The 14,623-nt window shown below is 53.9% G+C and carries 15 protein-coding genes and 1 riboswitch; of the genes, 8 read left to right on the top strand and 7 right to left on the bottom strand.

Going from position 1 to position 14,623, the window contains the following annotated elements; genetic code table 11:
• On the bottom strand, window positions 1–315 hold a 315-nt coding region (locus ACMLHZ_RS11610), incomplete at its 3' end, for a hypothetical protein (RefSeq protein WP_418667856.1).
• A 717-nt stretch (window positions 316–1,032) separates the two neighbouring features.
• Window positions 1,033–1,150, top strand: a riboswitch (FMN riboswitch).
• Window positions 1,151–1,295: 145 nt separating this feature from the next.
• Here ACMLHZ_RS11610 and ACMLHZ_RS11605 point away from each other — a divergent pair.
• The 5 genes from ACMLHZ_RS11605 (at window position 1,296) to ACMLHZ_RS11585 (ending at window position 5,497) form a co-directional block, all read left to right on the top strand.
• Window positions 1,296–1,943: an ECF transporter S component gene (locus ACMLHZ_RS11605; RefSeq protein WP_418667855.1), complete on the top strand. Its 648-nt coding sequence runs from the start codon at window positions 1,296–1,298 to the stop codon at window positions 1,941–1,943.
• Between the two features lie 29 nt (window positions 1,944–1,972).
• Complete coding sequence (locus tag ACMLHZ_RS11600) at window positions 1,973–2,395, top strand: winged helix-turn-helix domain-containing protein (protein WP_418667854.1); 423 nt, start codon at window positions 1,973–1,975, stop codon at window positions 2,393–2,395.
• Between the two features lie 349 nt (window positions 2,396–2,744).
• Entirely contained in the window at window positions 2,745–3,125 is a 381-nt protein-coding gene (locus tag ACMLHZ_RS11595) for a sigma-70 family RNA polymerase sigma factor (RefSeq protein WP_418667853.1), read from the top strand.
• 735 nt (window positions 3,126–3,860) lie between these two features.
• On the top strand, window positions 3,861–4,265 hold the full coding sequence (locus ACMLHZ_RS11590) for a recombinase family protein (protein WP_418667852.1): 405 nt from the start codon (window positions 3,861–3,863) through the stop codon (window positions 4,263–4,265).
• 137 nt (window positions 4,266–4,402) lie between these two features.
• Window positions 4,403–5,497, top strand: coding sequence for a recombinase family protein (locus ACMLHZ_RS11585; RefSeq protein WP_418667851.1), 1,095 nt, complete (start codon window positions 4,403–4,405; stop codon window positions 5,495–5,497).
• Window positions 5,498–5,603: 106 nt separating this feature from the next.
• On the opposite strand, the gene ACMLHZ_RS11580 is transcribed toward ACMLHZ_RS11585, so the two are convergent.
• Complete coding sequence (locus ACMLHZ_RS11580; protein ID WP_418667850.1) at window positions 5,604–6,296, bottom strand: helix-turn-helix domain-containing protein; 693 nt, start codon at window positions 6,294–6,296, stop codon at window positions 5,604–5,606.
• Between the two features lie 313 nt (window positions 6,297–6,609).
• Here ACMLHZ_RS11580 and ACMLHZ_RS11575 point away from each other — a divergent pair, with 313 nt between their 5' ends.
• Window positions 6,610–7,245: a histidine phosphatase family protein gene (locus ACMLHZ_RS11575; RefSeq protein ID WP_418667849.1), complete on the top strand. Its 636-nt coding sequence runs from the start codon at window positions 6,610–6,612 to the stop codon at window positions 7,243–7,245.
• A gap of 92 nt (window positions 7,246–7,337) precedes the next feature.
• On the opposite strand, the gene ACMLHZ_RS11570 is transcribed toward ACMLHZ_RS11575, so the two are convergent.
• Window positions 7,338–8,258 carry an AEC family transporter gene (locus tag ACMLHZ_RS11570; protein ID WP_418667848.1) on the bottom strand — a complete coding sequence of 307 codons (921 nt, stop codon included), beginning with the start codon at window positions 8,256–8,258 and terminating at the stop codon, window positions 7,338–7,340.
• 257 nt (window positions 8,259–8,515) lie between these two features.
• On the opposite strand from ACMLHZ_RS11570, the gene ACMLHZ_RS11565 reads away from it, so the two are divergent.
• Window positions 8,516–9,196, top strand: coding sequence for a GntR family transcriptional regulator (locus ACMLHZ_RS11565; protein WP_418667847.1), 681 nt, complete (start codon window positions 8,516–8,518; stop codon window positions 9,194–9,196).
• Between the two features lie 34 nt (window positions 9,197–9,230).
• Entirely contained in the window at window positions 9,231–9,713 is a 483-nt protein-coding gene (locus ACMLHZ_RS11560) for a GNAT family N-acetyltransferase (RefSeq protein WP_418667846.1), read from the top strand.
• 191 nt (window positions 9,714–9,904) lie between these two features.
• On the opposite strand, the gene ACMLHZ_RS11555 is transcribed toward ACMLHZ_RS11560, so the two are convergent.
• The 4 genes from ACMLHZ_RS11555 to larA all read right to left on the bottom strand — a co-directional run bounded on the left by ACMLHZ_RS11555 (window position 9,905) and on the right by larA (window position 14,296).
• Window positions 9,905–11,362: a GntP family permease gene (locus ACMLHZ_RS11555; RefSeq protein WP_418667845.1), complete on the bottom strand. Its 1,458-nt coding sequence runs from the start codon at window positions 11,360–11,362 to the stop codon at window positions 9,905–9,907.
• Window positions 11,363–11,518: 156 nt separating this feature from the next.
• Entirely contained in the window at window positions 11,519–12,682 is a 1,164-nt protein-coding gene (locus tag ACMLHZ_RS11550) for a UxaA family hydrolase (RefSeq protein WP_418667844.1), read from the bottom strand.
• 6 nt (window positions 12,683–12,688) lie between these two features.
• Window positions 12,689–12,991 carry a UxaA family hydrolase gene (locus ACMLHZ_RS11545; protein WP_418667843.1) on the bottom strand — a complete coding sequence of 101 codons (303 nt, stop codon included), beginning with the start codon at window positions 12,989–12,991 and terminating at the stop codon, window positions 12,689–12,691.
• A gap of 27 nt (window positions 12,992–13,018) precedes the next feature.
• Entirely contained in the window at window positions 13,019–14,296 is a 1,278-nt protein-coding gene (gene larA, locus ACMLHZ_RS11540) for a nickel-dependent lactate racemase (protein WP_418667842.1), read from the bottom strand.
• Window positions 14,297–14,623 lie beyond the last annotated feature (327 nt).

Genomic DNA, 14,623 nt, shown 5'->3' with positions numbered 1-14,623 from the left:
TTGGTTTACAAATTTATGTTCCGTATTTAAAACATCTCGTACTTCTTCAGTGATATTGTCAAAAGTTAATAACTCTAATTCGCTATTCAGAAAAGAGCTTATTGTTGAATATAATTTTTTATATACTGATGCAGTTGGTGTAAATGCTATTGGAGCCATTGTGTTTGCATAATTCAAAAGATTTGTTTCGCTAAGTATATAGTCCGCCAAACCATCCATAAAAGAATCTGCATCATTACAATCTGCATACAGAAAAGAACTTGCCTCATCGGATTTATAAACAATAAATTTGTCGAAAACTTCTGATGTAATCATATGTGTTCTCCAAACAACAATATTTTAGTGAAAAGAAAATTGGATACCTGAAATTGATGAATAACAATATTTTTCTGTTTATTGTAACATATTTTCCCGGATTTCACAATATTTTTGTGGGCACAATGCTCATTGGAGTGCATAATACTTGTAGCGAACTGCAGAATAAGCCTTCTAGGATCATTTTGAGAACCCCCAATATACCCCTTACGCCACCCTGCGACAGGTATATTGGGTCAAGATGTCCCGAAGCAAATGGCTCAGCTAAGAGACGCCGATGTGTTGACATTTGCACTTTTGAAACCCGCTTGTACCAATGCTTTGCAGGCTCGGTTTATAGGTGGACAATACGTTTATACCTTTTGTGCTGTTTTTGGCAAATACTGTCCACATTCACAACCCAAAAGCGGTCATAGTTTCCGGAAACCATCTCGAAAACTATGACCGCTTTTTTATTGCACTTCATAAGGAACAGGAGCGATAGCCTGTGACGCAGACAATAACGCTTTGGGACAAATTGTCCCAAAGCACCGGGTTTGGGGAGGGTCCCCAACAAGCATTTTCGTGGCTCGTCAGAGCTGCTAAATAGCAAGTGTGTCCACACTTGCATTGCTTGCCGTTAGCGCTTGTCCCGGTTTTATCCCCGTTTTGCTTAGATCATTGCGCTATTCTTTTACATATGCTATAATGCTGGAAACACAGAAAATTGAATAGTAAAAATGTCTTCAGGGCAGGGTGAAATTCCCGATCGGTGGTTATAGTCCGCGAGTGCTTAGGCGCTAAATTGGTGAAAATCCAATACCGACAGTTAAAGTCTGGATTAAAGAAGGTGTATTGATTTCGTCAGGATAAACCTGACTATTTCTACACTCTCTTTGTCATTTACACAGAACTGCTCTGTTGACATTCAATACACCTTCAACCAACACCTGAAAGGCATCTTAATGCTTTCAGGTGTTAATTTTTTTGGAGGTAATAAGATGAACACAAAAACAAGGAAAATCACAACTATAGGTATGCTCTGCGCCCTCGCATATGTCATGGTAGCCATAGGACGTATCCCCATCGTTCTCTTTTTGAAGTATGATCCCAAGGACATAATCATTGCCATCGGAGGTTTGATTTTTGGGCCCCTTACTTCGTTTGTTGTTGCGCTGATTGTCTCTCTGATCGAATTGTTTACGATTAGCGATAACGGCATAATAGGTTTTGCAATGAACATTATTTCAAGCTGTTCCTTTGCGTGTATGGCAGCATTTGTTTATAAAAAGAGAAAGAAATTATCTGGTGCAATTATCGGACTGCTATGCGGTTGGGCCTGTATGGTCACGGTAATGATGTTGTGGAATTATTTGATTGCTCCGCTTTATATGGGTTATCCAAGAGAAGCCGTTGTGAAATTATTGCTTCCTGCGTTCCTACCGTTTAACTTGATCAAGGGTGGACTAAACGCATCGATCACCATGCTGTTATACAAACCTATTGTGACGGCTCTACGGCGCACTCATCTAATTGAAGCACCATCCAATTCCGAAAAGGCGCGGATAAATATTGGTGCTATATTGGTTGCGGTGATGGTCGTTGTGACTTGTGTGCTTTTTACGCTATCGCTTAAAGGCATCATCTAAATACATAGTTAGAGGTCAGGGGACATTATATGAAAATAGTCATTTTTAAAACTGACAGTGAGGATGATGCTCTATATCGGGAAATCATACATTTGGCTTCAAAGGAAAACGAGAAAATCGAAATAATATCAGCTATAACCACACCCGACTTGTCTTTTCCAGGGCTAACGATTAGCTGTGAGCAGAAGCAAGTGTTCCGGGATAAAAACGAAGTCAAATTAACGAGGCTCGAATATGATGTCCTATATCTCCTTGCCAGCCACGCAGGAAAAGTAGTTTCAGCGGAAATGATTTTTGAGACAGTCTGGGGCAAGCATAGCGAAAACACTATCAAGGTAGTGCCAAACACAATTTCAAACCTACGTGGTAAAATTGAGCCCAACCGACAAGCGCCAATATATATTGAGACAGTTTTCGGTGGATATAAGTTTATTTTCGGAATAAGACTATGAATCATTAGCAGCTATAAAGCAAGGCATACCCGCCAAATAAAAAACGAAGTTTTGGCGGGGCGTTTGTGCGTACATAAGTTGTCCTCCAATTCTAAGTTTTTAGATTTGGGGGACTTTTTATGCAGCGGGCGCTTGCCTTTGGTCAGTTAGTTGAGAGTATGTCATCAAAAAAAGTACCGCAGCTAAAACGGCATACAGCGCCCTTGCGCCTGAACTAATAGTTCATCTATATCGTGAACTTTCAACTTACAAACGTGCATCTTTATTCTTTCCAATAGAGCCACGGTGTCGCTCTCCGCCAACTCCGTTTTGATTTCGCTCACCAAAAATCAAAACGGAGGAATTACAAATGACAACCATCAATCTCAAAGATTTTTATTCTTGGTACATAGAAGATCAGTTCGTCGAGGTTACGGATGAAGTGGCCGAGGCCATGCGTGCAGACAAACGCTATGAAGCATCCTATCGGCGGCGGATTACGCGCAACAAGGCGCAGTATTCCCTTGACTGTGACGATGGGATCGAATATTCGGCTTGCGTTTTTGAACCAACGCCACAGGAGCTGCTGGAGTGCATGGAACAATTTGAGCGGCTGTGCCGTGCACTCAATTCTTTGCCCGAGATACAAGGACGTCGAATTGACGCTCATATTATTCTTGAAAAAAGCGAGAGAGAGGTAGCGAAAGCCGAGGGCGTTTGCGAAAGTTCCGTGAGGCATTCGATCAAATGAGGATTTGACGCTATGAGAAACTATTTGACAAAAATTTTGTAATTCGACCCCTCATTTACCCATTTTCTGTCCTTGGTACATGAGGAGAAGTGCGGCGTTCCTATCCTTTGGGACATTTTGTCCCAAAGTCTCGGTAGCTCTGTTCTTTGTTTGAGGCTGGGGTGCGAGGCCGGCCCCGCAAAGTTGTTGTTCTCCCGCAATTCAGTGTAGCCGGTTTTGCTGTACAATGGGCGGCACAACGGCGGGGACAAGGTAACAATCCTGTTCCCCGTCGTCGGCGTGGCACACATACGGCAAAAATTCGGGCTGTCAAGGGTTTAAGGGTGGAGATTTGCGCAAGCAAATACTACCCGTCCCTTGACAGTCCGGATAGGCGAAACGGCCTGTGAGCCGCCCAGTTCCCCAATTTTTCAAGACCCAAAACGAGCAGAAAGGATGATTGTTTGAAGAATACCGAAAACCACAATAACACTAAACTACACAAAGGTAAAGATGGACATCTCCATGTAAAAAATCTCTTAGGCTATTGGCTCCCGGATGTCAGACTACAAAGAAAAATTGGCGGCACAGTCTACACCGTTTCGGGCAGCTACGAGGGTACGGCAACTCTGGATCGAAAGCTGCGCCGTATCCTTTTGCAAGGCGGCGACATCCATGACAGATAGGGCTATGGATGGTATAATAGAGATAACCAATCCTGTACTGACAGTTGCCCCATTAAAGGAGGATTTACAAATGCTGCGGGCAACTGAAAAAATAACAGCCCTGTATTGCAGGCTGTCACAAGAGGATTCCCAAGAGGGAGACTCCAATAGCATTATCAATCAAAAGAATATCCTAATGCAGTACGCCAGAGAGCACCGTTTTCTAAACCCTGTATTTTTCATCGACGATGGTTACAGCGGAACCAGCTTTGAGCGTCCCGGTTTTCAAGCCATGCTGGATGAAGTCGAGGCGGGCAACGTGTCCTGTGTAATCGTGAAAGACCTCTCGCGCTTTGGCAGGAACTTCGCCATGACGGGGATGTGCACCACTATCACCTTTGCCAAGCATAACGTGCGGTTTATCGCTATTAACGACAACTACGACACGATAAATCCCAACAGCACGGACAGCGATTTCGCTCAGCTAAAGAACTAGTTTAACGAGTTTTACGCCCGTGACACCAGCCGAAAAATCCGGGCTGTCAACAAGGCCAAAGGCGAGCGCGGTGAGCCGCTGACTGCCAACGTTCCCTACGGCTACAAGAAAGACCCAAAAACCCGAAACGCTGGATCGTGGACGAAGAAGCAGCGCAGGTGGTCAAGCGTATATTTACACTGTGCATGGAGGGGCGTGGGCCGTCTCAGATCGCTACGTTGTTGACCGAGGAACGGATTTTAATTCCTGCTGCCTACCATCAAAAGGAAGGCCGGAACACCCCAAGTCAAGCTGGTGAAAAACCTTATAAATGGCACCAGACAACGGTTGCCAAGATATTGGAACGCAAGGAATACACAGGTTGCACCGTCAATTTCAAAACCTACACCAACTCTATCTGGGACAAGAAAAAGCGGGAAAGCCCAGCAGAAAATCAGACCGTATTTTATGGGACGCATCCCGCCATTATCAAAGTGGATGTGTTTGATAAAGTGCAAGAGCTACGTCGGCAACGGCACCGACATGCCAAGACAGGGAAAACAAGCCTGTTCTCCGGACTTGTATACTGTGCGGACTGCAACCAGAGATTGTACTACTGCACAACCAGGTATTTTGAGAAACGACAGGATTTCTTTGTCTGCTCCACGCATCGCGCCGATAAAGAAAAATGCAGTGGACATTACATCAGGGCGGTGGTGCTGGAGAAAATGGTCTGGCTCCACATGGCGGAGGTCATTTTCTGTGTGACCCATTACGAAACACACTTCCGCGCTGTCATGGAGCGGGAATTGCGGCTTGCAAGTGAAGATGCCATCAAGGTATGTAGAAAGCGGCTAGCACAGGCTGAAAAGCGGTTAGCAGAACTCGATAGGCTTTTCATCCGTCTTTACGAAGATAACGTCAGCTCAAAAATTACGGATGAACGCTTCACCATGATGAGCAGTACTTATGAGGACGAACAGAAGCAGCTAAAGGTTGATGTACAAGAATTGCAACAGGAAATCGAGGTACAGGAACGACAGATCGAAAACTTGGAACAGTTTATCCAGAGGATCAGCAAATACACCGACTTGCAGGAGCTTCCACCCTATGCCCTGCGTGAGCTTGTAAAGGCCATCTATGTAGAAGCCCCCGACAAGAGCAGTGGCAAACGGCGGCAAGGAATACATATCTGCTACGATTTGATAGGCTTTATTCCTTTGGATACGCTAACAAAAGAGGAAACGGCATGACCTAAAGCCATGCCGTTTCCCCAAATGATATTACTGTTTTACGAACCCCCACCATACGGGCCGGTTTTCTTGTTTGTACCCTAAATGCAGGTTAACAGGGCTTCATTTATTCGCTCTGGCCGATGCGCCCCTCGCTGGTCTTGATCAGGTTGAACAGGCTGGTGGCATAAAGCGGGTAATCGCGGGTCAGGCTTTCGGTGGTCATGGCAAAGCAGCTGGCGTCCTTCAGCGCCGGGCTCGCGCCCATTTCCTCCCCGGCCAGCGTGGCTTTCACATTCGCTTCGGCCGTGCTCATGGCCGCCGCCGAATAGCCTTGCCACCTGGCGCGGCTCACCCGGAACATGCTGGCCGCATTCTTCGGCGCGGCCGAGTAAACCAGCCGGAACATTTTATAGACCGCCAGCATCAGGTAGGCGCTCACCTCGGTCACCAGGCCCTTGTCCGGGCAGGCCGAGAGCTTGTCGAACAGGATGTTCAGGCTGTTCGAGATGAGCTTTTTATTGAGGGTGGGCAGCACACTGCCCTTGTAAATGCTGTCCTTTGCGGTCTCGGGGCTGGGGATCTCCTCCACCGTCAGGGTCAGGCCGCTGCGGTCCGCGCTGCGCCCCAAAAGGTAATCGCAGGACACACCGTAATAGTCGGCCACACGCACCACAAAATCCAGGCCGCATTCCCGGATGCCCTTTTCGTAATGCGAAAGCAGCGCCTGCGATACCCCCAGGTCGGCTGCCGCCTGTTTCTGGGTGATGCCCCGCTCTTTGCGGAGCAGGGTGATGATCCGGTTGAACTCCATCGACATTATGACCGACCCGCCTTTATCCTAGATGATTCCGCCCTCCGGGCCCCGCAACGGCCCCGGAAAACACAATTACGTAGTGTAAATTATAAAACAGCGAAAACACTTTGTAAATACATTTTTCGCCAAAATCCTCCCTCGCTTTTCGTATGTTTTGTCCATCGCTTGACAGGTTCAACTAGATGTATGATAATAGCGGGGAAGCTATTTCTAAATGTTGTGTCGGGCGGGGTCGCAGGGGCCTCGTCTGTAACCAATTTGTAATTATTTTTTGTGCGCTTTTGCGCCGAAGGATGGATAAAAAGGATGGATAAAATTGAAGACCTTTAAAATTCACCTGGTCCGCCATGGGCTCACCCAGGGCAATCTGGACGGGCTGTATCTGGGCAGCGGCACCGACCTGCCCCTATGCCCTCAGGGCCGGGAGCAGCTGGAGCAGCTTGCCGCCCGTTTTGCTTATCCCCAGCCGGGCACCGTGTTTACCTCGCCCCTGGCCCGCGCCGTGCAGACCGCCGGGCTTTTATTCCCCGCCGCACAGCACCGGCTGGAGATCCAGCAGCTGCGGGAGGCGGGTTTTGGTGTGTTCGAGGGGCGCAGGGTGGAGGAACTTGTAAAGGATCCGGACTTTGCGCGCTGGATGGATCCCGCGGCAGGTTTTACCCCCCAGGGGGCAGAACCCATCCCACAATTTCACAGCCGCTGCGCTGAAACGCTGATGAAATTGTTTGAATACATGATGAAAGCGGGCGTGCCCGAGGCCGCCTGCGTGACCCACGGCGGGGTCATCATGAGCATGCTGGCGCAGAAAGCGCTGCCCCGCCGCCACCCGGAGGACTGGATGGCCGACCCCGGCTGCGGCTATACCGTGCAGACCGATCCCGCCCTGTGGATGCGCGACGGTTTGGTGGAGGCTGTGCAGGTCCTTCCCCTCGGTTATCTGGAGGAGCCGTAAAACAGTAAAAAAGCGCGAATGATATACATATAGTATATCATTCGCGCTTTTTGGGATCCTTTGCGGGGCAAAAACGCTGCCTCATCGTTCTGTCAGGCCACTCCCAGCACCAAAATCGTGCACAGCATCCCCAGAATCCCTGCCAGGATGGTCAGGCTGTTCAGGCAGCCGGCCAGCCCGGCGTCTCCCCCGCATTTTACGGTAAAGGCCGGCGCAATGACCGAAGCCGGGGCGAACACCATCACTGCCAGCACCTGCCGGATAGGCAGGCTGAAGGGCAAAAGCTGATACATCGCCACAGCCAGCAACACCGCCGAGCCCAGCCGAAGAGCCAGAACCAATCCCATCTGGCGCAGGTAGCCGGGCTTCAGATCCACCTCAAACATCATTCCCACCATCAGCATGGCCACAAAGGGGTTTGCCGCCGCGATCGGGCTGATAAAATCCACCGCCCCCTGCGGAATGGCAACCCCCGCCACCACCAGCACCAGCATGGCGAGGTAGGTGTCGAACGGGACCGAAGAAAACAGCCGCCTGGCCGCGTCCCTTACACTCAGCCGCTGCCCGCCTGCCCGCAGCCAGGCGCTGGTGAACGCATAGCTGCCGCCGGTGCACATAATGGCGTTGCCCACATCAAACAGGCAGGCCCCCACCACCGCCTGGGGCCCCAAAAAGCTCTGCACAAACGGCAGTGCAAAGGCGCCGATGTTGTAGCCCGGGCAGTTCAGCACAAACAGCGCCCGGGTGGGCGCCGCCTGCCGCCGGCTGGCCAGCAGCCCCACGCCCATCATGAGCCAGTTCAGCAAAAATGCCAGCACCGGGATCAAAAGCAGCTGTGCCGACCATTCCATGGCCGCAAAATTGGTGATGACCGCTGCGGGCAGGGTGAGGTTCAGCACCACCTTGCTCAGGACCGCATAGTCCTTTTTCCCAAACACCCCAAAGCGCTTGAGCAGATATCCCGCTGCCAGAATGAACAAAAAAGACGATGATTTTGCAAGTACAGCTCCCATGGGCCGCCCTCTCCCCGCAATAAAATTCGCATGCAAAAAAAGCTTTTGGATATGCGAATACAAGAATACCACGTCGGCCACCAAAAATCCATTCTTTTTCCCAAAAATTCCCGGCTTCATCTCCTTCTCCCACAAAGTGCCGGGAATGTGCTATAATAAATAAAAATTATTGTCTTGCCCCGCACGGCCAGGATTTGCTTTCCTTTCCCGCAAGCGGGGCGGGCGGCGTTTTTCACCTGAAGTAAAGGACGTGTTTTATGCCCCCACTCTCTCATCCTGTGTCCACCATTCGGACCCAGGTATACGACATCATCAAACAGAATATCTGCGACGGGGTGTATACCCCGGGCCAGCGCCTGCAGGAAACCGAGCTTGCCGCCTCGCTGCATGTGAGCCGCAGCCCCATCCGCGAGGCCCTGCGCCAGCTTGCCAGCGACGGCCTGGTGGAGGAATTCCCCAATCGGGGGGTTTTCGTAAAGGAATTCACCGCCCACGATATCCAGGAGGTGTTCGATGTGCGCGTGCTGCTGGAAAGCTATGCCATCCTGCACTCGCCCGCCCACATAACCCCAGCCCGCATGGAAGAGCTTATGGGCTATCTGGATCAGCTGGAGCACTACCACCAGCAGGACCAGCTGGAGGATTATATCCGGGTGGATGCCCAGCTGCACCAGGCCATCATCCGCCTGGGGGGCAACCGTGTGGTGGAACAGATGTACGAGCGGGTGCACTCGCTGATCCAGCAGTTCCGCATCTATTCCCTCACCTCCAAACAGCGGTTCGACGAGTCGGTGGTGGAGCACCGCACCGTGGTGCATTGCCTGCTCACCGGCAACGTGGAGGAAGCCGACCGGGTGAACCAGGCCCACCTGACCCTTGCGCGGGATAAGATCGGCGATTATTTAAACAGCCAGGCCGGCCGTGCCGCCGCGCCATAAACACCCAATGCAGATTTTAAGGGGGAAAGAAAGCATGACGATCCGAACCGCCACCATGGCCGACCTGCCCCGGGTGACCCAGCTGGAGGCGGCCTGCTTTCCCGCAGCCGAGGCAGCCACCGAAACCTCTTTCCGGGCCCGGCTGGCCCATTATCCAAACCATTTTTGGCTGCTGGAAGAGGGCGAAGCCCTTGTCGGCTTTGTGAACGGCATGGCGACTAACCAGCCGCACCTCACGGACGAGATGTACGCCTGTGCCGCCCTGCACAGCGAAAGCGGCGCCTGGCAGATGATCTTCGGGGTCAACACCCACCCGGCCTATCGCCGCCGCGGCTGCGCGCAGCGCCTGCTGCAGCGGGTGATCGCCGACGCAAAAGCCCAGGGCCGCAAGGGCCTGGTCCTCACCTGCAAGGAGGCGCTGATCCACTACTACGCAAAATTCGGTTTTCTGGACGAGGGAGTTTCTTCTTCACAGCACGGCGGCGCCGTGTGGCACCAGATGCGCCTCACCTTCTAAAGCCTATTCCCGCGCAGGCGGCCAAAGCGCCGCGGGCCCCCGCGTACGGGGGGCCCGCGGCACCCTGCGCAAACAAAGGCCCCCGGCGGATACCGCCGGGGGCCTTTGTTTGGATTACACATTCCCTTTTACCGCATCGTCCCGGGGGCGCGGCTGCACGCCGGCCCCCAAAGCGGGTACTCCTTGAGGTATCAGTGGATAAAGATGCTCGCAATGCAGATGATGATGGAACCCACCACAGGCACAGCGATGGAGCCGATGGTCCAGGTCTTCAGGCTGGTCTTGATATCCATGCCGCTGAAGTTGGTCACCACGTGGAAATAGCTGTCGTTCAGGAACGAGGGGCACATGGAGGTCATACAGATCGCCAGGCCCGCCAGGTAGGGGTTCACGCCCAGGGTCAGCAGCATGGGGGCAATGATGGCCGAACCGGTAATCATCGCGGTGGTGCCGCTGCCCTGTGGGAAGCGCATGATGGTACCGATCAGCAGGGGCACCAGGATGCCGGGGATGCCCACAGCCACAATGCCGTCGGCCATGATCTGCGCGGCGCCGGTGGCCTTCACAACAGCGCCCAGGGCGCCGCCGGCGGCGGTGATCATCACAATGGGGCCGGCGTCCTTCAGGGCGTCGTTCATCATGCCGTTCACGGTCTTTTTGTCCAGCTTGCCGGCCAGCACAAAGGCACCCAGGCACAGCGCGATGAACAGGGCGATGACCGGGTTGCCCAGGAAGGTGACGATCTGGCCGATGAGCTGGCCCTTCAGCGCGGTCTGGCTGACCACGGTGTTCGCAAGGATCAGCACCACAGGCAGCAGCAGGATGGTAAAGCTGATGCCGGCGCCGGGCAGCTTTTCGGTGCTCAGCAGGTCTTCAAAGTCCTTGTTTTCCAGATCCTTGCCGCTTTTGATCTTCGCGTCGATCTTGTCCAGCACAGCCAGCTGCGCGTCGGTGTATTTGGAGCGGTCGATCTCGTAGGGAACCACAAAGTCGGGGTACTTGTTGCCGAACCAGCGGAACAGATAGATGGAGAAAACAAATACGGGGATCGAGAGCAGCAGGCCGTAGATGATGAACATGCCCAGGTCCATGGCGATGCCCTCGTTCTGGAAGGTGCTCACCACGGCCAGGGGGCCGGGGGTGGGCGGAACCAGGAAGTGGGTGATGTACAGGCCCATGCCCAGGATGCCGCCCAGGCCCACCATGGATTTTTTGGTCAGGCGGCTGAACTCCTTGGCCAGGCTGGAAAGGATCACGAAGCCGGAATCGCAGAACACGGGGATGGATACCACGAAGCCGGTGAGGCCCAGCACCACGTCGGCGCGCTTGACGCCCACGAGTTTCAGGATGGTCAGAGCCATGCGCTTGGCAGCGCCGCTCTTCTCCAGGAAGATGCCCATGATGCAGCCGAAGCCGATCACAATGCCAATGCTGGCCATGGTGCCGCCGAAGCCGCTGGTCACGGTGCTCACGGCCACACCCAGCAGGCTGCCGCCCTCGTTGCCGGTGCCCACCAGCAGCGCGTTGCCGGACAATACGCCGATCAGAATGGCAGAAATGATCAGCGAGGGAAATGCGTGCATGCGGGTGAAGATGATCAGACCCATCATCACCACAACGCCGATCAGCATCGCAATAACTGGATTCATAAGATTCACTCCTTCATTGTGTTGCAGGGTTGTTTGGCGGAATGTGTAACGATATCCCTGGCGCGCGCCGGCGCGCCCGAACACTGGTTTTAACGGGCCTTCTGTTTTCCCGACGGGGAAAACAGAAAAGCGGGGCCCCGCTTTGGGCGTTCCCGGTCAGATGACCGGGCCCAGGCAGTGGATGTCGATGGCGCTGAAATACTGGATGGCCTCGTTTTTGGTCATCTCGCCCGACAAAGTGCGCAGAAGCTTTGCAAACGCCTCCTCGCCCACCTGGTCGATGGTCTTTTCGCCTGTGATGATCAGGCCCGCGTTCAGGTCCATATCCTCCTGCATGCGCTGGTAGGTGTTGGGGTTGCCGCACACCTTGATCACCGGCATACTGGGGAAGCCCTGCGGCGCGCCCCGGCCGGTGCTGAACATCATGAACTGGGCGCCCGTGGCGGCCATACCGGTCAGGATCTCGGGCTCGCGGCCCGGGGTATCCTTGATCCACAGGCCCTTTTGGTTTGTCACAAACTCCGGGTAATCCAGCACGCCCTGAATGGGTCTTGTGCCGGATTTCACAATGGCGCCCAGGGTCTTTTCTTCAATGCTGGAAAGGCCGCCGGCAATGTTGCCGGGGGTGGGCTGGCCCTTGCGCATATCACAGCCGATTGCCTTGGCGCGGGCCTCCATCTTGTTCACGATGTCAAAGATCTTGTCCCCCACCTCCTTGGTCACAGCCCGGCGGGCAAGCAGATGCTCGCCGCCGATGAACTCGGTGGTTTCGCCGAAGATCACGGTGGCGCCCAGATCCACCAGCTTGTCGGCCACATAGCCGATCACGCAGTTCGAGGCCATGCCGCTGGTGGTGTCGGAAGCGCCGCACTTGATGGCCATCACAATATTCGAAACGTCCACCGGCTGGCGCTGCATGCCGGACGCGGCAATCACCATGCGGCGGGCGATGTCGGTGCCGGCCTGGATGGCCTTGGAAACGCCGCCCAGCTCCTGAATGTGAATGATCTCCACCGGCTTGCCGGTGGCCGCGATCTCGCGCACCATGCGCTCGTGGTCGGTGCCCTCGCACCCCAGGCTCACCACAAGCACGCTGGCCAGGTTCGGGCTTTTGCCCAGGCTGATCAGGGTGTCGGTCACCCGCTCCAGGTCCGGCGGCATCTGGCAGCAGCCCTGGTGGTGCAGGTAGGTGATGGTGCCCTGCACCTGGTGGCAGATCGCCTGGGCCACGTCGTTGGCGCAGGTCACGCTGGGAATAACGGCTACATAGTTGCGGGCGCCCACCTTGCCGTCCGGGCGCACATACCCCATAAATTCCATCGTGTCTTACTCCTTCCAGTCGCCGCGGCCGCGCATGCTGTCCAGATTGTGGATGTGCACGTATTCGCCTTTTTTGATCTCTTTGGTGGCAACGCCGATCTCCTCGCCGTATTTCATGATCAGTTCGCCCACATGGATGTCGCGCACCGCGATCTTGTGGCCATAGGGCACGTCGCCCATGACCGTGACCACCTCGCTCTCACCGCGCTTGTCGCGCACCTCCACCTCGGTGCCGTCCACAATGCCCTCGGCAAAAATAGTGGCCACATTGTCCTTGTCGCTCACTTTCAGCGCCAGTTTCAAATCCATTGCTCTTTCTCCTTTTTTCTCACCGGGTCAGCCTTTTACCGCCAGCACACTCACGCCGTCCGGAATGACCACCACGCTGGCATCCCTGCCCTTGATGCCGTAGGCGATCTCCAGCGCCTCGTCCGGGCTCGACGCCGGGATCATGTTGGCTCTGCGCACCAGCTCATGATCCAGGTAGGTAGTGACCAGAATGACCTTGTGCTTTTTCAGAATGCGGGAATAAATCTGCGGGCACCACTGTTCCGAGATGGTCTCCTTCGGGGGAATCTTGGAAAGATAAGCGTCGATCTCATCCACGCTGCCCAGGGTGATCAGCCGCTCAAAGTTTGTGCCGCCCATACCCTCGCAGCAGGAACAGCACATGATGATCACGCCGTCTTCGCCGGCGCAGGCCTCCGCGGTAGCCACCGCCTTGGGGCTCTGGTAAAGGTTCTGGTCCAGCGGGTATCCGCCGTTGCTGGTTACCACAATGTCTCCCTCAATGGAGGGGCACTGGCTCTGCTCGCGGATGAACTGCACACCTGCGGCGTGCGCGCCCTCCAGATCGCCGGCCCAGGCGGCCACAACCTTTTTCTCCCCGTCCAGCGCCACGTTCAAAATGAACTGGGTGTTCACCGCCCGCGCCGCGCAGATCATATCCGTGTGGATGGGGTTGCCCTCCAGCACGCCGGTGGTGGAGTGGGTGTCTGCAATGGCCTTGTAGCTGTGGTTCTCGTTCACCGTGGCCGCGTTGCAGATACCGGGCAGAATGCTTTTGCGCCCGCCCGAAAAGCCCGCGAAAAAGTGCGGTTCAATAAACCCCTCACACAGCAAAAGATCGCAGTCCACGGCTTCCCTGTTGCAGAAAAACTCGGCCCCACTGGGCAGATCGCACACCTTCACAAAATCCTCGTCCTTGAAGGCGTTGTTCACCACGATGCGCTCCTGATCCACGATCGTGTCGCCGAACATGCGGCGCTGCTCCTCCTCGGTGGTGGGGCGGTGCAGCCCGGTGGCGATCAGAATGGTGATCTCCGCGTCCGGGCTGCCCTTGCGCAGCTCGGCCAGCAGAATGGGCAGGGTCAGCTTGCTGGGCACCGCCCGTGTGTGATCGCTGGTCACAAGCGTGATCTTTTTTTTGCCCCTTGCCAGCTCGCACAGCGGCGGCGTGCCCACAGGGTGCGCCAGCGCGTCGCGCACCAGCTCCGCCTCGCCCATGGGGGGCTTATACTGGTGCATCTTTGCGGTAACCACCGCTTTGAGGTTTGCCTCGTCCACATGCAGCTCCAGGCTGGAGGTGTAGTACGGGATCTTGATGGTCTTCATCCAATTCCTCCTTCATGGCAGGTTTCAGCCCATTTTCAAAATGCATGTTGTATACAATTTTTTCTTTCGTTAAAACTTTACCCTATTTATCTGCATATGTCAACAGGGTACGACCCGATTTGTGGATTTTATCCAAGCAAATTGTTCATTTTAACGAATCAATTTATTAATAAAAAATGAACAAAAACCCCGTCCTGCACATTTAGCAGTGAAGTGGTAAAAAGATGGTAGACACGAAAGTGCCTACCATCTTTTTGTGTTAGTATAAAGGAAAAGGAGAGAGAAAATATGCGACGAAAATATATCATGCGAAGCAAAGAAGAAAAG

This window comes from Allofournierella sp. (assembly GCF_048388525.1).
Taxonomy (GTDB): Bacteria; Bacillota; Clostridia; order Oscillospirales; family Ruminococcaceae; genus BQOK01.
The sequence above is the reverse complement of the archived record's forward strand: the minus strand, read 5'-3'. Positions and strand labels throughout refer to the sequence as shown.